This window comes from Micromonospora ferruginea (genome assembly GCF_013694245.2).
GTDB lineage: Bacteria > Actinomycetota > Actinomycetes > Mycobacteriales > Micromonosporaceae > Micromonospora > Micromonospora robiginosa.
In genome coordinates, this window is the sequence record NZ_CP059322.2 from 1,020,419 (window position 1) to 1,039,731 (window position 19,313).

Here is a 19,313-nt window from a genome sequence, read left to right on the forward strand (position 1 = left end):
TCCCCATGCCTGCGCTGGCCAATGAGAAGATCCGCCTGATCGTCACAGCGAAGTGCAACCTCGACTGCTTCTACTGCCATAACGAAGGTCAGGCCAAAGAGGAGACGTTCATCTCGCCGGTGCAGGTCGAAGTGATCGGCGGTGCCCTCGATGCCGCCTCGCTGCGGGCGTCGGAGGTCACGATCAGCGGGGGTGAGCCTCTGCTCCACCCGGAGTTGGCCGAGATCATCGGGCTCGCCGACGCTTTCGCCGATCACGTCACGATGGTCTCCAATGGCATCCTGGCACGTCCGGCGCAACTTGGGATCCTTGCGCGGAGAGGACTCCGGAAGTTGCGTCTCGGCGTGGATTCCCTCGACGACACGAAACCGCGCCCGTCGCCCGGCAGGCTGGCGGCACCATTCCGGATTCAGGAGCTCGTGGCGTCGGCACGGGCGCTCGGGATTCTCGTCGACCTGAACACCGTAGTGACTCGGTACAACCGGAATCAACTCGGTGACCTGGCACGCTTCGCGGTTACGAACGGGTTGTCGATCAAGTTTTTCGAGCACGTGGAGGTCGACGAGTACGGCACGGTGGACAACGTTGGCGAGATGCTGCCGCGGCCACAGGTGCCGGTGGAACACTTCGAGCGACAGCTCAACCAGGCTCTGGGGACCACAGTCGAACTGGTCCCAACGCCCGAGTTCGGTGAGTCCAATGTCGCCTGTCGGATCGACGGCATCGAGATCCGATACTGTCGATATCTTTGCGCGTTCGACCTGTGCTGGCTGACCGGCACCCGCATAGACCCGCGGGGCTTCGTTTACAACTGCATGGTCAACCGAGGATTGGACCGGCTCAGCGACCCTGCACCATCGACTGTTCTAAACATCCTGAGCCGGGCCTCTGCGCGTCCGTGTAAGGCCAGGATCCGGAGCGGCTCGTGATTCTTGCTGTCGAGGGCCTGGACGGGGTCGGTAAGACCACGGTGAGCCGACTTCTCGCCGCGCGACTCAACGCTGCTCATGTCGCCTTGCCACCTCCCGAACTGCTGCTGCGGACGACGGCGTTGCTCCGTCGTCACGACTCGCTCGCCCGATATCTCTATTACCTGAGTGCCGCCGCCGCGACCGATGTCGTTGCCCAATCCGGTGTGCTGGTGGTCGCCGACCGGTATGTCGCGTCGGCCCATGCGTTGCACCTTCACGTGGCGGGGGAAGCCGCCCAGATCCTGCGCGACCTGCCGCTTCCGGCGCCGACGCTCACGGTGTATCTCACCGCCGACGAGCAGAGCAGGCGCGCCCGTCTCAACGGCCGAGCCACTCCCCTCGATCCATTCGAGAAGGCGCTCAACGACAGCGAGCCGTTTCGGACCGCTGTCGCCCGACGGTTGCGGTCCGGCCCGAACACTCACGTGATCGACACCACCGGGCACGCGGCCGAAGATGTGGCGGATGCCGCTGTCAAGATTTGGGACAGGGTGGTTCACGGTGGCCGAGATGCCAGCACAGAACACTAACCAGGAATTCTACTGCGGTGTGCAGTGCATCGTGCTGCAACGTCCGCAACATGCGGCCACGACCCGGGTGCTTCTCGGCAAGCGGTACCGCACGGCGGGCGAGGGGCAGTGGGCCCTCCCCGGTGGGCATGTCGAATGGAACGAATCCCCGGTTGAGACCGCGCGGCGAGAGCTTCTTGAGGAGACTGGCCTGCTCGGACAGGCCGCGCTCATCGGGCCGACGTTCTTCACCTATGGCACCGAGATTCCCTACGCCCATGTGCCCGTGTTGTTCGACTCGACACTTGGCACGCCCAGGATCATTCCTGACGAGCGGTTTTCGGCGCTCGACTACTTCGCGCTCGATGCGTTGCCGAGGCCGCTGTTCGAACCATCCAGGCTCGCCCTCAGCGGTATTGCGACGACACCAATCAACGCGCAGTTCGGCGGGAGCACCGGCGCCTCTGTCCTGAAGGTCGACATGGCGCTGCTCGATCCGGGCCACCACCGCAACCGTGCCTACACCGCATTGCTGCTCTGCGACCAGGCACAGAGCACCGTCGCTTCGACGTGGGGTGACCGCCAGCAGCGGGCTCGTCCGTCACAGCGGTCAAGCTTTCCGACTATCGACCAGGGCATCAAGAAGTTCGAGCAGCTCATCCGGAGGAAGCTGCGGCAGAACTACTACGTTACCGGCGTTGGCGGCGACCTGCCGGTCGACCGGATACTGGGTCTGCTGTCCAACGGCGACGACCTTCAGGTGGTCAGCAAGGCTCTGCTGCGACGCCTCGTTCGGGACGACGAGTTCCGGCGACTCTTCATGCAGGACACGCACCTGTACACGCCTGGCGTTGGGCACCCCATCGACCTGCACGACACCAAGCAGGAAGCCCTGTTCGAGCTGTGACCGACAGACCTGCCGGTACAGTCGGCTGACGCGAACAACTCACGTGCCTCGACGGCACGGTCCGCTGTCGTCGGAGCCGTACCAGAAACCGCTGTGGTCTGCCCTCGGCCCGGCGGACACGATCGGTATCGCCGCCCACCCGGTGGCGGCCCGGCCACGGTCGTAGTCGCGGTGGTCTTCGTGGAGCTTCTCGTGGACGTGCAGCCACTGGTCGCGAGCGCGACGACCATGACGGCGGCGGTGGGGCGGAGCAGGATTCGAATAGGCGCGACAGCTCCTTCGCGCGCCGCCGGTGGGGCTCGGGGCGACTGGAGCTCATGTCAGGTCCGCCCGGCCACTGGGCTACTCCGTCTACCGCGCGCGCGTTTCGGTGGTGCGCGATCGTGGGTAGATTGGGCTGCCTCTGGGGTGGCCAGGTGGGGGATCTCGTCAGGTCCCCCGGTCCTGGGTGGCGCCGAGCGGGCAAGGGGCCTTCGGATGAAGATCATTGCGTTGTCCTGCACGCAGAGGCGGCTGCCGTCGCTGACCGACGCGCTGCTCGAGGCGGCGATCTCCGGTGTCGTCCGGGAGGTCGATGACGCGGAGATTCAGCGGATCCGGCTGATCGACCATCGCATCGCGATGTGCGAGGGCGAGGACACCTGCCTCGATCCCGAGGTGGGCCGGTGCACGATCGACGACGACTTCGCGCGCGTCGTCGACCTGGCCGAGGGTGCGCAGGCGATGCTGCTCGCCATGCCGGTGTACGCGGGGAACGTGCCCGCGGTGCTGAAGATCTTCCAAGAACGCTTGAAGAGCTTCATGAACGCCACGCAACGCCCGTTCGGCGACCTGCTGGTGGGGACGATCGTGCATTCGCGGACGATGCTGACCGAGCCCGCTCTCGGATCGTTGTTCCCGTGGTATCTGCGGCTACGGAACAAGAACGTGGCGTCGGCGTGCGTCACCCAGAACGTCCATCCGGACCTGACCCGTACCGCCGCGGTCGACCTGTGTGTGGCCGTGGGGCGGCAACTGGGCATGACGCTCGACGTCAGCCGGTCACCGGCCGTCGAACGGGCGACACTGCCGTTGGTTCAACCATCGGCTCGCCCGCGGTGCGGTGACCCGGCCGCGTCCGCTCCTGGCGCGTGAGGAGATTCCGCGCGCCAGGTGCATCCGTCGCCTGCCTGTTCGCACGAGACCGTGACGTCCGGTTCCACGTAGCGGGCGGCGATGGCGGTGTTGAGTTCCTGGCAGTACGGGCACGGTGACGAGAACGTCAGTGTGACGCCGGCGCGGGCGGCCCGTCTGCGGTAGCGGAGGATCCCACAGTCGGCGTTGCGCAGGACGGTGCCCGAGGGCTGCGACTCACTGGTCACTGCCGAGTCGTACAGCAACAACTGACGCTCCAGTCGGGTCATGAAGTGATCGGTGGCGGACATGTCGGCGGGCTGTTGCGCTCGCAGCAGCGTCGCGGTGATGCGGGAGTTCGCCGCGATCCACGCGGCGAGCCCCGCTTCGCCGTGCTCGCCCAGGACGAACTCCTCCGCAGCGGCCTGGGCCTCGAAGAACCGTTGGCGCCACAGGTCGACCTTCTCGGCCGGGTCGAGGGGACTCGTGTCACCGGCCACGGTCCGCGTCCCTTCCGGTGGCGTCGTCGAGCTCGGCGAAGACCTCCTGGGCGACGCGCAGCCCGTTGTTGGCGACCGGCCAGCCACCGTAGTAGGCGAGTTGGATGATGACTTCGACGATCTTCTCCCGCGACATCCCGAGGTGCAGGGCCGCGCCGATGTGGCCGCGCAACTCCCAATCGGTGCGCGCCAGCGTGACCGCGGCCAGTGCGACCAGCTCACGCTCCTCGACGCTCAGGTGCGGGCGGCTCCAGATCTCACCGAACAGGTGGTCGACGGTGATCTGCAGGAACTCCGGGTAGGAACCCGGGCGCGGTTCACGGCCGAAGACCTGCCGGAACATGGCCTCACCCCGCTCACGTCGGGCAGAGGGCTGATCCATCGCTCAACTCCTTCGGGTTGGTCGAACACTTGTCAACGTCCATGACGCCGTGAAGGCGACGACCAGCAGCGCGGCGCCGCTGCCGAAGGCGGCCGGAACACCCGCCCGCTCGGCGATGAGCCCGACGACGACCGGTCCGACGACGGCGCCGACATCGGTGCACATCGAGAAGACGGCGACGCCACTGCCGGCCCGGCCGGCGACGACGTCACCGATCAGCGCGGCCGGCGCGGCGTTGAGCAGCGCTGATCCCGCCGCGTACACACAGAGCAGGACGACGAGCCAGGCGTACCTGTCCACGAACGCCAAGCTGCCGATCGCCGCCGCGGCCACACCGGTGCCGGTGATCATGGCGGGCCGGCGTCCGGCCCGATCGACGATCCGGCCGGCCGGCACGATCAGCAGTGCCTGGACGACAGCGGATGTCGTGAACGCCCAGCCGACCCACGTCACGTCATGTCGCCACGCCATCACCACCGTGGGGACCAGTGCGCTGCGCAGTCCGAACAGGACCCATCCCTGCGCCGACGCGGCGAGGCAGGCGACCAGGTAGCGTCGATCCCGCAGCAGGACCGGTAGCCGGACCACGTCCCGGCGAGGCTCCGCGCCGGCGGTTCGGCCGGTGCGCAGCACCGCCTGTGCCAGCGCCGCGGCGGCGAGCAACAGCACGGCGTACGCCACGAACGGCGCGGGCAGGGCGATGAGCGCGAGCAGTCCGCCCAGTGCTGGTCCGCAGATCCCGCCGAGCAGGAAGCCGGCTTCGAACACGGCGCCGGCCCGGCCCCGCTGGCCGGCCGGCGCGATCGCCAGGAGTGTCGCCAGCGCGGACACCGAGAACAGCACCGAGCCGACGCCGCCGAGGCTGCGGAACACGAGCAACTGCCCGTAGGACCCGGCGAACGCCGTCAGGGCCGAGGAGACCGCACACAGCAGCAGGCCGGCGACGAGGACCCGCCGCTCCCCGAAGCGTGCTCCGAGCGGGCCGCAGAACGGACTGGCGGCGAGCCGCATCAACGCGAACAGGGCGACGAGCGCGCCGATCTGGGTGGGCCCGGCCCCGAACGTCGCCGCGTACACCGGGAGCACCGGGAGCACCAGTCCCAGGCCCAGCATGACGCAGCCACCGACGACACTGAGGACGTAGACCTCGCGCGGGAGGCTCGGCTGGGCGGCGGCGACGGGTGGGACGCTGCCGGTGTCGGCCGCCGTCACTGTCCGGTCACAGGATGATGCTGAGCTTCGCGTGCTCGTACAGTGTCTCGTGGTCGAGCACCACGACCCGTCTCCGGACCCGGAACGACTCGCCCTCGACGACGAGTTGGAACCGGTACTTTCCGACGTAGGCGTCAGAGCGTCCGTGCCCGAACCGGTACGCGACGACATTCGCCGCCACGTCGAGGTGCGTGCCCCGATCGGCCAGGATCTCCACGTTGCTGATCATCCGATTCGTTCGTGACCGTGGGCTCTCGCACCACACCTCACCGTTGAGGAGTTGTTCGACCCGCTGACGTAGCCGGGCGGCGTCGTCGTCGATGAGCCCGAGCGCGTCGGCCGGCTCGCCGCGGACGTCGGTGGCCGGGACCGAGTAGCGGATGTCGTCGGTCAGCATCTCGTCGTACCACTCGAGCAGGCGCCATTCGTCGAGCAACCGCGCCTCCCGGAACAGGAACTGGCTCACCCGGTGCCACAACCGCACCTGGATCGCGTCGTCGACCGTCAGTTCGATGGTCATCGCGGGTCCGCCCCGTACATCAGCCGGTCCCACTGCCGCCAGAACTCCCGGGCGGGAAGCTCGTCGGTCGTCTCCGGAACCTTCTTGTTCATGCCGCGTGACAGATCCGAGTAGCGGACCGTGCGGTTGAGGTAGCCCCGCTGACACGACTCGACGATCTCGATGTCGTCGGGGGTGGCGAAGCCGGCGGGGCCGAGGAAGGTCAGGTAGTGGCTCTTGCGGAGTGCCCGGATGTCCGGATCCTCGTCACGGGGGGCCAGGGCGACCGAGGTGATGGCCATCTGACCGGCGCCGACCGGGTCGATCTTGCGGATCGTGATGGCGATCGCGTCGATGATCATCAGGTTGGGGAAGATCAGCACGGCCCGGTTGGTGCCGGTGATCCGCCCGGCGCGCTCGGCGCCGAACCGGTCGACGAACCGTGCGGCCGTCGCCTCGATCCGCGGCCGGACCTCGGCGCCGAACATCGGCGTCCAGTAGGCGAGCGGCCGGGCCGCCGCCGGGGGCAGCTCGTTGGCGCCGTGCCCCAGCCCGAGGGCGCAGCCGAAGCCGCCTCGTCGTCGTGGTGGCACCGACCCCAGCGACTCCATGTAGCCGACGTACCGCTTGTGCAGGGCTCGGAAGTGGTAGATGTCGACGCTGTTCTCCATCATGAGCTTCCAGTTGGCCCGAGCCCCGTGGAGTTGCGCGCCCTGGATCACCTCCATGCCGACCTCCGACTGGTCGTCGATCAGATCGAGGTACTCCGTCGCACCCGCCAGGTACTCGGTCAGGGTGCGCGGCTGCGCCGGGTCGAAGGTGACGAACACGAAACCGCGGTAGGTGTCACTGCGGTGCCGCGCCAGGTCGAAGTCCGCCCTCCGGAAGCCCGGCCCGTACCCGTCCGGGATCGGGACCCCGACCAGGTCGCCCTGGTTGGAGAACGTCCAGTCGTGGTACGGGCACCGGAACGACCTGGCCCGTCCGGTCGGCTGCGAGCAGAGCAGAGCCCCGCGGTGGGTGCAGCTGTTCGCGAACACCCGGATCACGCCGTCGGACCCGCGCGTCATGAGCACCGGACGCCCGCCGACGTCGCGTGCCACGTAGGAGCCCGGTCCGGGCACCTCCGACTCGTGTCCGACGTACAACCAGCAACGATCGAAGATCCTGGTCATCTCCCGGGCGGCCAACTCCTCGTCGGTGTAGGCGCGGCGATCCACCCGGAACGAGAGGCGCTCAAGATCTTCGATCACGATCGGGTCGCGCACCGGCCGCCGCAGCTCGATGGTCACAGCTCCCCCTTCCGCGGTAGCGCCTCGACCGTGCCGATGACCAACTCGGCCGTGCGCGCGGCGGAATCGCCGCACTCCGGCTGAGCGGCGCGTAGCCGGGCCCGGTAGTCCCGTGCGGGATCGAGCAGATCGGTGACGGCGGCGGCGACCGCCTGCTCGGTGACGCCGGCCGGCTCCAACGCCGCCCCGAAGCCCGCGCTACCCACGAAGTGCGCCTGGATCGGCTGATCCACAGCCAGCGGGATCACCAGCATCGGTGTCGCCGCCCGGATCGACTCCGCCACGGAGTTGTAGCCGCCGTGGGTGACGAACACGTCGGCGCGCTCGAGCACCTCACGCTGCGGCAGGTACGGGGCGGTGAGCACGTCGTCGGGCAGCGCGAGTTCCTCGGCGAGATCTCCTACCGAGGCGACCACCTGTGCGCCGGTCGCCGCGGCCCCGATGATCACCGTGCGCAGCAGGTCCGGCCGACGGTAGAAGATCGTGCCGAAGGAGACGTACACCACCGGCCGGTCGGGGGCGAGTCGATCCAGGCCGGAGAAGGTTACCTCGTCGCCGCGGGTGCCCGCCGCACCAGGCAACCCCACCAGCCGCACACCGTCGTCGGTGACCGCGTCGTCCCCGACGAGAGCGGGGATCGTCGGCATCACGTTGAGAATCGGCGAACGCGCCGAATGAGTCCGGGTCGACCACAACACTCCGTGCCTGGTCAGATAGTCGCCGACCTGCTCGTCGTACGGCCAGCGACCTCGTCGATGCTCGCTCGGGCACACCCCACCGAGGTTGGCCCAGCTCATCCCGTACGGCACGCCGGACGCCTGCGCGCCGACCATGGCCGAGGCCGTGACCGGCAGCGAATCGACGAGCACGAAGTCCGGTGCCGTCGCGCGGAGCACGTCAGCCGTCCGGTCCGCCACCGGCGACGACTGGAGCATCGGGCCGATCTTCGCCGGGTCGCCGCTCCACGGGGCCATCTCGACCTGCCCGACCGCGTGGACCTCGGTCTCGCCCAGTGCCTGGCGGCGCCGCTCGTCGAGCGCGCCACCGTCCGCGGACAGCAGCAGCAGCGCAACCTCACTGCCTGCGGCTCGGAGCGCGTTGACCACCGGAACATACGGGTTCAGGTGACCATGCTGAGTCGTGGTGAGGAGGGCGACGCGCATCAGTTCTCCGATCCGTCGAGAGAAGACGTGGTGCTGTCACGAGGCTTTACGCATTCCCTGACATCACTGCAAGGCATCGACTTGCGCCACTTGAAAAACCTTGAGCCGTCAGCCCCAGGGAGTTTCGCAAAGCCTGCCGGGATGTGCACTCGATGTCAACGCCTCGCAACTGTCGGAGAGCGGTTCGGGGTTTAGGTGCGGGCTGGACCGCAGTCCGACCCGCTCGGGGTGATAGGGGTGGAATCTCCCAGATACGGTCGGTGGCCGTGGCGCCGAGAGCGTGGCAACAGTGCTCGCAGGCGTCGGCTCAACCAGATCGGAGCCGTTCCGGCATGACGCGACAGAATAGGTGGGGAACTGGGAGGTCAGGGTTCTCGATTCGAATCCGGCCGGCTATTTCCAGCCTCGGCGCCTCTTCGTCGTGCGGTTCATTCTGCCGAACGAGTGACGCGCCGGACAGCACCTTCGGCGCGGTGTCCCGCCGGGCGGGGAGGAAGCGTTCCGGGCCGCCACCCCGCGGCTCCCTCAAGTAGAGTGACGTCTGTCAATGCCCGGCTGCGCCGCCGCGGTGCGGTGCCGCCCCTTGCGGGCAACCATCAGGTTCGATACACAATGGGCGGAACACCGAGCGCGCCGCGGTGACGACCGAGCGTGATCCGCCGAGACCGATGGAGGCACGTCCATGGCGTTGACCCCGGCGGCCGGGGCTGGTGGTGACTCGCCCGTGTCCTCGGTGCCGATCCACGCGGCGAGGCCGCTGAACGCCGAGGTCGAGTGGGACGATTTCGACCCGCAGGCCTACGTCCGGCACAACTACGCGGACCTGCGCCCCGACGATCGGGAACTGCTCCGCCGCACCCGGGACTTCTTCGGCGGGGCGACGCTGGCCGACGCGCGCTGTGTCGACGTCGGGTCGGGTGCCAACCTCTATCCGGCCCTGACGCTCCTGCCGTTCGCACACACCGTCGACCTTTGTGAATGGTCGGTGTCGAATGTGCGTTGGCTGCGCCGCCAGGTCGACGGCTACGACGAGCTCTGGGACCCGTACTGGCAGGTCTGCGCCGAGCATCCGGCGTACGCGGCGCTGCCCGATCCGCGGCGGCGTCTGGCACAGGTCGGCCGGGTCCGGCGGGCCAGCGTCTTCGACCTGCCGCGGGCCACCTGGGACGCGGGCACGATGTTCTTCGTGGCCTGCTCCATCTCGGCCGAGCGGGCGGAGGCCGAGGACGCCGTCGGCTGCTTCCTCGGGGCGCTGCGCCCCGGCTCGCCCTTCGCGGTGGCGGTCATGCTCGGGTCCGCCGGCTACCACGTCGGCCCACGTCCGTTCCCCGCCGTGGCGCTGCAACGCGCCGAGGTGGTGGCCGCCATCGCGGCCGGCGCGTACGACGTGAGCGTCCACGAGGAGCGCCCCCGACCGCCGCTGCGGGACGGATACCTGAGCATGATGCTGGTCACCGGGCGCGTCCGCGGATAGTGCCGGCGCGCGTCCGTCCGGCCCGCCGACACGCGGCCGGCGGCGAGTCTCCGGCGGCACTCGACCGGCCCGTTACCATGGCACTGCACATCGGCGCCGGTCATCGTGGATCATCGTGCGCACGGCAACACCAGCGGTTCCGAGTCGGCGACTACATGCAGACGGCGGTGGATCATGCGGATACAGCCGCGTCAGGAGATCCTCGACATCTGGCGGGCCACGGTGCGCAGTTGTTGGGACGGCGGCGAGTGGCACTGGGGCGGCCGCAGCGGTAGCAACTCCATCAGCGACGCCGAGCAACTACTGGTCCTGCTCCTGCCCGCGGCCAAGGTCCCCGTGCTGTCGCTCGACGACCCGGACCGCGCCGACGACGAGGTGATCGAGGCCCTCAGCCCGATCGGCGGCGCGATCGAGATTCCCCGCCGGCTGGTCGGCGTCATGGTCGACTACTTCAGACGGTACGCCGCCGAGGACGGCACGCCCATCTTCAGCGGCGGCAGCTACCTCAACCCGGGCGAGGGCGGCCCGGAGCTCACCGACGAGCAACGGTCCCTCGACATCGTCGACTCGTTCGCCGTCTCCGTCACTCTCACCCTGGCGACAATCGGTTTCGTCAAGGTCTACCGCCGGGCCACCCAGCGACGGGAACTGCTCGCGCAACTGGACGACCTGGAGGCGATGGCCGGCGTCCGGCTCACCGCCGCCATGGTGGGCCTGTTGCGCAGCTTCAGCACCTTCGTCTTCACGTCCACCGACGAGTACGGCCGCCGGCTGTGCGACATGGTCAACCAGGACGAGTTACCGCGCCGCGAACTCGTGGCGGCGCTGCGCGAACAGTTGCGGGACACCATGGCCAGCCTGCGCAGCGTGGTGATCGGGTCGGGGCGGGTCACCGAGGACCTGGACAACAGCGAGATGCTCTTCGAGTGCGGTTGGTCGTGGGGCACCATCGCCGGGGCCGAGGAGGTCCCGACCAGCGAGCCGATCGGCCGGCAACGTGAGGGCTCGGCGGAGAACGCCCCCTACCTCTACTTCACGGTCATCGCGATGGACGCCATCGAAGACCTCAACTCCGAGCGGACCCGCCTGCTCGGCCTGCTCAACGAGGAACAGCAGCGGCTGTCGCGGGCGCTGCAACTGCGCTGGGAACTGACCCGGACCTACTGGGCGACGGTGGCGACCTTCGGTAACCGGCGGCGCTGGCCCATCGAGGACATCCCGTGGCGCACGACCGACGGCGACCGTACCGACTACTACACCCTCCAGGCGACGTCGTTGGCGGTCAAGGGACTGCTCGCCGTCGGCCGCGGCGGCGACGAGGAACTCGGGCGCATCGCCGCGGTGCTCGTGGAGCTGGCGCAGCGGGCCCGCGTCACCCGACGTGCGTCGCCCGGCGAGTTGGCGTTGCTCGTGCACGCGCCGGGCAAGCGGGTCGTCCTCAACGACGACACGTCCAAGCCGATCATGACGTGGAACGTGAACGAGTTCTCCACCGTCCTGCTCCAGCGGGCGATCACCGTCGCCGGCCTGCTGAGCAACGCCCGGCGGCGCAGTGAGTTGCTCGAGTTGGCTGACGAGGTGTGGGAGCACCTGCTGCTGCGCCGCGTTCCCGACGGCCGGCACCGAGGGCTGTGGGACCACGCCGGCGGTGCCTTCCCGGGGCTGGCGCCCCGACCGGACGCCCCCTCCTGGTACCTGACCGAGCGGGTGGTGCACGCGCTCGTCAACGCCGGTCAACTGCTCTGGGAGCGGCCCTTCCCCCGGGCCGCCGGCCTGGCCGCGTACGCGCAGGATCTGATCGACGAGGCGGAATACCTGTTCGACCGCGAGCTGATGCGGGGCACGTTCGCCGGTGAGGCGATGCAACGCAGCATGCGCAGCATCCGGGCCAGCCTGCGCCGGGCGCAACTGCTGGTGGACGAACGCCCGGGCACCGCCGCCGCCCTGGCGAACACGCTGCTGCTCCTGCTCAACGACGTCACCACCGGGCAGCAGAAAGCCAGCGAGGGGATCTGATGCTGGTCTTCGTCACGTCGCACAAGGGTGGCACCGGGCGGTCGGTGACCGCCGCGAACATCGCCTATCGCAGCGCCCTGTCCGGTCGCCCCACCTGCTACCTGGACTTCGACTTCGGCTCGCCGACGGCCGGCATCACGTTCCAGATCCCGCACGCCGTCAACGGGGTGGAGGGCGCGGGGCCGAACGGCGGCGGCCTGCACCGCTACCTGCGTGGCGAGATCCCCTTTCCGGAACAGTTGGACGTCTGGGGCGCCTCGGAGCGGTCCAGCCTGCGTCAGCGGCCCATCGGTTCGGGGCCGCTGGTGCTCCTGCCCGGCCAGCGCAACGGCAGCGAGTTCGGCTTCACCAACGACATCGCCAAGCGCTGCGCCGAACTCTTCCTCCGGCTGGAGGAGGAGTTCGATCTGACGCTGGTCGACCTCAGTGCCGGCCGTTCGTACGCCAGCCAGATCGCGTTGGCCGCCACCGCCACCCCCACCCTGCGCAAGGTGACGGCGCGCTGGTTGGTCTTCCACCGCTGGACTCCCCAGCACGTCACCGCGGCGGCCGATCTCGCCTTCGAGGCGGGCGGCATCCTCGCCATGGGCAAGGAGTACGGACACGAGCCGGAGCGGCTGAGGGAGTCGCTGCGCTTCATCCGTACGGCGGTGATCGACTCCCGTGGCCCCGAGGTCGGCCACCTCGACCTCGCACAGCAGGCGTTCCTGCGCAAGTGCGACACGGAACTGTCGGAACTGGCCCGTCGCCGGGGCGTCGGGCGTACGACACTGCTCGGCGCGGTGCCGTTGGACCCGCTGCTGCAGTGGCGGGAACAGCTCATCTCGGACCACGACGTACAGGCCAAGATCGCGAATGTGAAGACGGTGGACGCCATCGTGGATCTGACCGAGAAGCTCTTCGACGAGACCGCATGGGAGACCGTGTGATCGACGTGGATGTCAGGTTCCAGGAGGCAGCTGCGGTGCGTCGGACAGAGAGCGTGGCGTACTCACATCTGTCGGTCGAGTTGGGGCACTTCTACGCGGAGGACTTCGGCGCCGGCTGCCAGGAACTGCGGCGTAGGTTCGCGCGCATCGCCGACTGGTCGGCGGCGATCCCGGCCCTGGCCGGCCGGGGGCTACCGGCGCACCGGCAGCCTCGAATCAGCACCTGTTTCATGGTGGACGACTACTTCCACCGGTTCGGCTCGCCGCGTGAGGTGATTCCCCAGGTGCAGGGCGCCGCGGCGGACCTGGGCCTGGTGGTGGACTATGTGGCCCGGGAGTCCAGCTTCGCCCGCCACGACGGCGTCGAGCTGGCCCAGATGGTGGTCGACAGCCTCGTGGTGGAACCACCCCGGCACACCACCGGGAGCCGGCCTCCGCTCAGTGAGTCCGGTTGGCTGTCCAACGGGATGCGCTCACCCGGGCACGTGGACGCGCCGGCGATGACCCTGCCCCGTCCCTGGTCGCCGCCGGTGCAGTCCGGCGACCCACGGCACTCCATCTTCGTCGACGTCGAGTTGTGGTCGGACGAACCCGCCACTCGGGTGTGGGCGTGCGCGTTGCTCGCATCGGTCTGGCAGATGACCCGGCTGGGCGTGTTGCGACGCAGCGGGCAGACCCTGATGCAGCCGAGTCGGCTCGCCGGCGAACTGCCCGCCGATTGGGACGAGCTGCCGGCGGTGGTCCAGCTCAACCCGACCGCCGCGCCGTTCTGCGCGTACCGCACCCTGACCCTGATGGACACCCAGTACCTGCCGGTCGAGCTGGCGGTGCGCACCATCCTGGGCCAGGTGGCGGTGCCGCCGGCGGTCGCGCAGCAGGTCGCCCAACGGGCTGGTGGCGAGGGCCTGCACCTGCCCAGTGAGCTGGTCGACCGGCTGAGCTACGTGTTCATCGGCGGGTGAGCCCGGTCAGCGGCCGCACGGCTGGTCGAGGCATCCACGGCCCGCCAGGTCACGCAGCAGCGCCATGTTGCCCACGCTGATCTGATCCCGGATCCAGTTCACCGACGAGTTCCACTGCCGGCTGAATCCGGGCACCTGTTCCAGCCGGTCCCAGATCGGCCGCAGCCGCGGGTTGACCCGCGCGCCGGGCAGCCACAGGTGCAGCAGGTGCTCCAGCACGGGCCGCAACCGCTCGACGTGCTCCTGCCCCGAGGCCGACCGGGTGACGGCGGCCTCCACCAGGGAGGAGAGCATGGTGAGCAGCCAGTCGTGCAACGCGAGATCCTCGCAGAGTCCGGCGACGGCCGCCGGCACGTCCTGCGGGGCGAGCACCAGTTCGACTGTGCGTACGGTCGGGGAGTCCACGGTGACCACGGCCGAGACCTCCCGGTCCGGCTGCTGGCCCGTCTGCGCGGCCCAGCGCAGTCGGGTACGCGCCGCACGCAGCGGTGGGCGTCGGTCCAGCAGGTCGGACATCTGCACCCCGTCGAGCACCCGTCCGGTGATCGCCTCCAGGTTCAGCACGTCCGCGTCGTTGCCGTGCAGGAATCCCGCGGTGAGGTCGGCGCTGTCGAGCTTGCCGACGGTCTCCAGGACGCCCGGGTTGGCCAGGTAGTGCGACCACGGCCGGCGGCGTTCGCCGGCCACGACCTGGATGACCGAGGACGCCTGCACGATCCGCCCGCCGGTGATGACGGCCCTCGTGACCACCGCGCCCACCCCCCGCAGATGCCGCCGCCTGGCGCTGGGCAGCCAGCAGTCCACGCCGGTGCGCACGTCGGGTGAGACCGCGTAGAGCGACGGCCTGCGGGACGTCAGCACGGCCTCGCCCTCGACCAGGCTGAGCACCTCCGAGCTCTGCTCCTGTGCCAGCGCCGTGCTGTGCTGGAGCAGGTTGGTGTGCACCTCGCCGACCGTGATCATGGCTTCCTCCGCATCGATGCCATCCCGGAATCGATCCGCGGATCGGCATCTGCCCGTGGAGGCATCATAGGCCCGACATCTATGGGAATCCCATTCATGGTGACGTGGTGCGGAGTGTTCACCGGCCGCGCGAACGTGACGGCGGCTGATATTTTCGATGGTGCGGTCGCCAGCTACCCCTGGAGTTGCCGTTCATGAAGGTCTACATTTCGGCCACCCAAAAAGACCTGCTGGAATATCGCGCTGCCGTGCACGCCGTGGCGCGTCGCCTGGAGATCGACGACGTCGCCATGGAGGCGTACGGCGCCGACGTCCGACCACCACTCGACCGGTGCCTGGCCGACGTACGCCGCTGTGATCTCTACATCGGACTGTTCGCCTGGCGCTACGGATTCCGCCCACCCGGTCAGGAATCCTCGATCACCGAGCTGGAATACCGCGAGGCGCTCGCCGCCGGAAAACCCTGTCTGGTCTTCCTCCTCGCCGAGGAGACCCCCTGGCCGGTCGACCTGGTCGACCGGGGCGCCGACGGGGAGCGGATCGTGGAACTGCGCCGGGAGCTCAAGGAACGACACCTGTGCGCCTTCTTCACCAGCGTCGACGACCTGACCGCCAAGGTCACCGCGGCGCTGGCCGACGTCCGCAGCGGACGTTCCCCCGCACGCGGACCCGCCGATCCGGACACCCACCTGCCCGAAGCGGTGCGCAGCCACTACTACAAGCAACTGGCGCTGCGCTACCAGGCCGTCCCGGTCGACGCGGTGTCACCCCGCCCCACCATCGGTTACCTCACCGTCGGGCTGCCGAAGGTGTTCGTCGAGCCCCGGGTGCACGAGGACGCCCGCCCGGAGATGCCGCTGGCCTGGTGGCGGTGGGCCGGCGCCATGCCGGGCGGCGACGCGGGCGGGCTGCCCGGCGTGGTGAACCCGGAGGAGGTCGAACGACTCTGGGAGGAGTATGCGGCCAAGGACGCCCTGGCGTTGTTCGACGTGGTCGGCGACCCTGGCCGCCGGACGATCGTCCTGCTCGGCGACCCCGGCTCCGGCAAGTCCGCGGCCGCCCGATACCTGGCCCTGGTGCTGGCCGGCGTCTGCGACGAACCCCGACTCGCGGCGCTGGACCGGTACCTGCCCGTGCTGATCGAACTGCGCTCCTACGCCGCGCACCGTGGCGACGGACGCTGCGACGGCCTGCTCGACTACGTCGGCCACCGCCACCAGCAGGGACTGACCGGTATCGACCAGGAGGTGCTGGAGTCGTACCTGCGCCAGGGCGGCCAGGCGCTCTTTCTCTTCGACGGCCTCGACGAGGTGTTCGACCCGGTTCAACGCGAGGAGGTGGCCGCGCAGATCGCCACCTTCGCCAACGAGTACCCGGGAGTGCTGTCGGCGGTCACCTCACGGGCGGCCGGCTACCAGCGACAGACCTTCGCCAACGCCGGCTTCGACCACTTCACCCTCGAAGACCTCGACGACGAGCAGATCACCCGGTTCCTCGACAACTGGTACCGCTACGTGATGCCCACCCCGACCGGCGAGGCGCAACGGCAACGACGACAGATCCTGGACCTGCTGCGCGACTCCCGGGCGATGCACGAGATCGCCGGCAACCCGCTGCTGCTGATGCTGATGACCATCGTCGGTCGCAGCCATCCGCTGCCCCGCAACCGGCGCCGACTGTACGCGCACGTCACCGACGTCCTCATCTCCGAGTGGGACGTGACCAAACAACTGCGGGAGAGCCACGGCGACGTGCCCTCGCTGGACCTTCAGGCGAAGCGTCGACTCCTGTGCCACCTGGCATTCCACATGCAGTTCCGGGAATCGGGGCCGGCCGGCAACTATGTCGACTCCGACGAACTGGCCCGTATCTTCCGCGACCACCTCGTCGCGTTCTACGGTTTCGAGAACGAGCGGGCGCTCGCCATGGCCTACTCGATGATCGACAAATTGCGCCAGCGAAGCTTCATCCTGGAACGGTACGGACTGCGACTGTTCGGGTTCGTGCACCGCGCGTTCCTGGAATTCTTCTGCGCCGAGGAGATCGTGGACAGGATCGAGAACGACCCCGGCGGCTGGGGCCTCGACCGGCTCCGCGTCCTCTTCCGCGAGCACTGGGCCGACCCGTCCTGGCGAGAGGTGCTCCGGCTCGTCGCCGGCGCCCTGCCCGCGCGTACCGCCAACGACCTGATCACCCTGCTCGCCACCGAGACCGCCCGACCGTGGCCTCCGCTGAACCTGCCCGCCCCGCCCTGGAACCTCGTGCTTGCTGCGCAGTGTGTGGCCGAGACCCCGCAGCCCGCCGAGCTGACCGACGCGGGCGACGCAGTGCTGCGCCGAGTCGTGCTGCTGGTCGAACACGGCATCTCCGCCGAGGATCCCAACCTGGCGGACCTCACCGAACAGGAACTGCTCTCCTCGATCCGAGCCCTCGGGCCGAGCTGGCCCGGCCGGCACACGTTCCTGAACTGGTACCGCCGCCGCGGTGTCCGGACGAGTTGGCGCTCCGGCTCCGCCTTCGCCACCCGGATCGCCGCGGCGCTGTCCACCACCGAGGAACACCTGGAGGAACTGCTCGTCCACGAGCTGCAGCGGGGCCGCGAGCGGCAGGCCCACCTCACGCTGGTCGCCGGGCTCGCCGAAGCGGCCGCCCGGCCGGACGCCACCGACGAGGGTCGCCGTCGGTACCGGGACATCCTGATCGCCCAGGCCCGGGCCGAGGTTTCCACCGCCGTGCGGCAGGCCGCCGTACGGGCTCTGATCACCCACTTCGGCGCCGACCCCGACTTCACCGACGAGCTACGCGACCTCGCCGGTTCGCCCGACCCCGCGGTTCGTGCGCTGGCCGTACAGTCCCTCGGCGGTCGCGCGGACCTCACCGACGGTGTCCGCCACACCCTGCTCCGGGCCGCCGAGGACACCACCACCACGGTACGACGAGCCGCAGTCGCCGTGCTCGCCGCGCGCTGCGCCGACCTGCCGGACGCGCCCGGCACCCTCCAGCGGCTCCTGGCCACCGACCCCGACCCCGCAGTCGTGCAGGACGCACTGACCACCCTGCTGGCCCTGCCCGAGCACGCCGAGACGGCCCGCACCCGCGCGCTGCAGCGGATGACCGGTGACTCCCCGGACGAGGTACGGCGCTGCCTGGTGGCGAGACTGCTGCCGGGACGGCCCAGCCCGGAGGAGATCGACCTGTTGCTGAAGCTGGCCGCCTCGGACGGCTCGGCGCGGCTCCGGGCCACCGCCGTGCGGCGGCTGGCGCTCGTGCCGGACCCCGACGGACGCTGCCGGGCCCGGCTGACCGACCAGGTCGAACAGGACGAGGACGCCTCCGTGCGGGCTGCTGCCGTGACCGCGCTGATCGATCGGGCCGGCGCCGACGACACCTGCCGGGCCGTGGTGGCGCGCGCGGCGCGCGTCGACGAGGACGCCACGGTGCGCCTCGCCGCGGTACGCGCCCTGGCCGAATCCCAGCCCGACCCGCGCACCGGCGAACTGCTGCTGGACCGCGCCCGGCGCGACCCGACCGCGAGCGTCCGGCTCACCGCCGTCGACCTGCTCACCGATCGACAGCCGTTCGGCCACGCCACCCGCGAACTGCTCATCAGCCGGGCCTTCGAGGAACGGGACGCGCTCGTCCGGCTGCGGGTCACCCGCAGCCTGGCCCGTCTCGCCGAACCGCCCGACGCGGAGGTGCGGGAATGCCTGGCCGAACAGGTGAGCCGAGATCCCGACCCGAACGTGCTGCGCGCGGCCGCCGACACGCTCGCCCGGCACGGCGAGACCGAGGGCCTCGTGGAGACACTGTGCCGGCGGGCCCGTCGGGACAGCTACGTCGGCATCCGGCTGGCCGCCGTCTGGACGCTCTGCCGGCACGGCAGCCCCGACGTGGTGACCGACGTGCTGCTCGAGTGCATCGAGTCGGACGCGGACCCGGCCGTGTTCGACGCCGCGGTCTGCTGCCTGACCGAGCAGGGGACCGCCTCCATGGCGGTGACACTGCGACTGATGCGGCGCCTGGCCGACCAGGACCCGGCGATCCGCGCCCGCATCGCCGCCGCGCTCGGCGAGCACTTCGGCACCGACCCCGAGGTGCAGGTGCTGCTGGTCGGGCTCGTGCGCGACGACCCGGCCCTGGAGGTCCGGCGCCGGGCGGTGGAACAACTCGGCGCGACCCTGGCCGGCCGCGTCGGGGTGCCGGAGCTGCTGCTCCGGCTGGCCGAGGACGACGACTGGGAGATCCGCCGGACCGCGCTGCTCGCGCTGGCCCGGCACCACTACCGGGACCGCAGGACCCGAGAGCTGCTCGTCCGGCTCAGCCGCCGGGAGGACGACGACATCGTGCGGCGGCTGGCCGGGCAACTGCTGGCCACGCTGCCCGACACCACCCCCGACGACTTTCCGTGACGGAACCGCTCC

16 protein-coding genes are annotated in these 19,313 nt (G+C 69.6%); 9 read left to right on the forward strand and 7 right to left on the reverse strand.

The window, feature by feature from the left end; translation table 11 throughout:
• Positions 1-5 precede the first annotated feature (5 nt).
• The 4 genes from H1D33_RS04715 to H1D33_RS04730 all read left to right on the forward strand — a co-directional run bounded on the left by H1D33_RS04715 (position 6) and on the right by H1D33_RS04730 (position 3,521).
• The gene (locus H1D33_RS04715) at positions 6-929 is read left to right on the forward strand and encodes a radical SAM protein (protein WP_181569228.1); all 924 of its coding nucleotides are present in this window, start codon (positions 6-8) and stop codon (positions 927-929) included.
• On the forward strand, positions 926-1,501 hold the full coding sequence (locus H1D33_RS04720) for an AAA family ATPase (protein WP_181569227.1): 576 nt from the start codon (positions 926-928) through the stop codon (positions 1,499-1,501). Before H1D33_RS04715 ends, H1D33_RS04720 begins: the two co-directional genes overlap by 4 nt.
• Entirely contained in the window at positions 1,482-2,387 is a 906-nt protein-coding gene (locus H1D33_RS04725; RefSeq protein ID WP_246412263.1) for an NUDIX hydrolase, read from the forward strand. Before H1D33_RS04720 ends, H1D33_RS04725 begins: the two co-directional genes overlap by 20 nt.
• Positions 2,388-2,864: 477 nt before the next feature.
• A complete protein-coding gene (locus H1D33_RS04730; RefSeq protein ID WP_181569225.1) occupies positions 2,865-3,521 on the forward strand; it encodes a flavodoxin family protein in 657 nt (218 codons plus the stop codon).
• On the opposite strand, the gene H1D33_RS04735 is transcribed toward H1D33_RS04730, so the two are convergent.
• The 6 genes from H1D33_RS04735 to H1D33_RS04760 are packed head-to-tail and all read right to left on the reverse strand — an operon-like array spanning position 3,464 to position 8,548.
• Positions 3,464-4,000: a hypothetical protein gene (locus tag H1D33_RS04735; protein WP_181569224.1), complete on the reverse strand. Its 537-nt coding sequence runs from the start codon at positions 3,998-4,000 to the stop codon at positions 3,464-3,466. The two genes, H1D33_RS04730 and H1D33_RS04735, sit on opposite strands and share 58 nt — an antisense overlap.
• Positions 3,990-4,382 (reverse strand): carboxymuconolactone decarboxylase family protein, encoded by a 393-nt coding sequence (locus H1D33_RS04740; protein WP_181569223.1) that lies wholly within the window; start codon positions 4,380-4,382, stop codon positions 3,990-3,992. Before H1D33_RS04740 ends, H1D33_RS04735 begins: the two co-directional genes overlap by 11 nt.
• A gap of 3 nt (positions 4,383-4,385) precedes the next feature.
• Complete coding sequence (locus H1D33_RS04745; RefSeq protein ID WP_181569222.1) at positions 4,386-5,594, reverse strand: MFS transporter; 1,209 nt, start codon at positions 5,592-5,594, stop codon at positions 4,386-4,388.
• A gap of 7 nt (positions 5,595-5,601) precedes the next feature.
• On the reverse strand, positions 5,602-6,114 hold the full coding sequence (locus tag H1D33_RS04750) for an aromatic-ring-hydroxylating dioxygenase subunit beta (protein ID WP_181569221.1): 513 nt from the start codon (positions 6,112-6,114) through the stop codon (positions 5,602-5,604).
• A complete protein-coding gene (locus H1D33_RS04755) occupies positions 6,111-7,385 on the reverse strand; it encodes an aromatic ring-hydroxylating oxygenase subunit alpha (protein WP_246411677.1) in 1,275 nt (424 codons plus the stop codon). The genes H1D33_RS04750 and H1D33_RS04755 overlap by 4 nt, the downstream gene beginning before the upstream one ends.
• Positions 7,382-8,548 carry a glycosyltransferase gene (locus tag H1D33_RS04760; protein ID WP_181569219.1) on the reverse strand — a complete coding sequence of 389 codons (1,167 nt, stop codon included), beginning with the start codon at positions 8,546-8,548 and terminating at the stop codon, positions 7,382-7,384. Before H1D33_RS04760 ends, H1D33_RS04755 begins: the two co-directional genes overlap by 4 nt.
• Positions 8,549-9,230: 682 nt before the next feature.
• On the opposite strand from H1D33_RS04760, the gene H1D33_RS04765 reads away from it, so the two are divergent.
• The 4 genes from H1D33_RS04765 to H1D33_RS04780 all read left to right on the forward strand — a co-directional run bounded on the left by H1D33_RS04765 (position 9,231) and on the right by H1D33_RS04780 (position 13,929).
• The gene (locus H1D33_RS04765; protein ID WP_181569218.1) at positions 9,231-10,022 is read left to right on the forward strand and encodes an SCO2525 family SAM-dependent methyltransferase; all 792 of its coding nucleotides are present in this window, start codon (positions 9,231-9,233) and stop codon (positions 10,020-10,022) included.
• 174 nt (positions 10,023-10,196) lie between these two features.
• Entirely contained in the window at positions 10,197-12,038 is a 1,842-nt protein-coding gene (locus tag H1D33_RS04770) for an SCO2524 family protein (protein WP_181569217.1), read from the forward strand.
• Positions 12,038-12,967: an SCO2523 family variant P-loop protein gene (locus H1D33_RS04775; RefSeq protein ID WP_181569216.1), complete on the forward strand. Its 930-nt coding sequence runs from the start codon at positions 12,038-12,040 to the stop codon at positions 12,965-12,967. The genes H1D33_RS04770 and H1D33_RS04775 overlap by 1 nt, the downstream gene beginning before the upstream one ends.
• Complete coding sequence (locus H1D33_RS04780; RefSeq protein ID WP_307755348.1) at positions 12,952-13,929, forward strand: SCO2522 family protein; 978 nt, start codon at positions 12,952-12,954, stop codon at positions 13,927-13,929. Before H1D33_RS04775 ends, H1D33_RS04780 begins: the two co-directional genes overlap by 16 nt.
• A 6-nt stretch (positions 13,930-13,935) precedes the next feature.
• On the opposite strand, the gene H1D33_RS04785 is transcribed toward H1D33_RS04780, so the two are convergent.
• Positions 13,936-14,892 carry an SCO2521 family protein gene (locus H1D33_RS04785; RefSeq protein WP_181569215.1) on the reverse strand — a complete coding sequence of 319 codons (957 nt, stop codon included), beginning with the start codon at positions 14,890-14,892 and terminating at the stop codon, positions 13,936-13,938.
• A gap of 194 nt (positions 14,893-15,086) precedes the next feature.
• On the opposite strand from H1D33_RS04785, the gene H1D33_RS04790 reads away from it, so the two are divergent.
• Positions 15,087-19,301, forward strand: a complete 4,215-nt coding sequence (locus H1D33_RS04790; RefSeq protein WP_181569214.1) for a HEAT repeat domain-containing protein — start codon at positions 15,087-15,089, stop codon at positions 19,299-19,301.
• Positions 19,302-19,313 lie beyond the last annotated feature (12 nt).

Excerpts from the sequence above, each read along its gene's own strand:
- H1D33_RS04715 (WP_181569228.1), top strand. The coding sequence starts at position 6 with ATGCCTGCGCTGGCCAATGAGAAGATCCGCCTGATCGTCACAGCGAAG.
- H1D33_RS04725 (WP_246412263.1), top strand. The coding sequence starts at position 1,482 with ATGCCAGCACAGAACACTAACCAGGAATTCTACTGCGGTGTGCAGTGC.
- H1D33_RS04730 (WP_181569225.1), top strand. The coding sequence starts at position 2,865 with ATGAAGATCATTGCGTTGTCCTGCACGCAGAGGCGGCTGCCGTCGCTG.
- H1D33_RS04740 (WP_181569223.1), bottom strand. The coding sequence starts at position 4,382 with ATGGATCAGCCCTCTGCCCGACGTGAGCGGGGTGAGGCCATGTTCCGG.
- H1D33_RS04750 (WP_181569221.1), bottom strand. The coding sequence starts at position 6,114 with ATGACCATCGAACTGACGGTCGACGACGCGATCCAGGTGCGGTTGTGG.
- H1D33_RS04760 (WP_181569219.1), bottom strand. The coding sequence starts at position 8,548 with ATGCGCGTCGCCCTCCTCACCACGACTCAGCATGGTCACCTGAACCCG.
- H1D33_RS04765 (WP_181569218.1), top strand. The coding sequence starts at position 9,231 with ATGGCGTTGACCCCGGCGGCCGGGGCTGGTGGTGACTCGCCCGTGTCC.
- H1D33_RS04770 (WP_181569217.1), top strand. The coding sequence starts at position 10,197 with ATGCGGATACAGCCGCGTCAGGAGATCCTCGACATCTGGCGGGCCACG.
- H1D33_RS04775 (WP_181569216.1), top strand. The coding sequence starts at position 12,038 with ATGCTGGTCTTCGTCACGTCGCACAAGGGTGGCACCGGGCGGTCGGTG.
- H1D33_RS04780 (WP_307755348.1), top strand. The coding sequence starts at position 12,952 with ATGGGAGACCGTGTGATCGACGTGGATGTCAGGTTCCAGGAGGCAGCT.
- H1D33_RS04785 (WP_181569215.1), bottom strand. The coding sequence starts at position 14,892 with ATGATCACGGTCGGCGAGGTGCACACCAACCTGCTCCAGCACAGCACG.
- H1D33_RS04790 (WP_181569214.1), top strand. The coding sequence starts at position 15,087 with ATGAAGGTCTACATTTCGGCCACCCAAAAAGACCTGCTGGAATATCGC.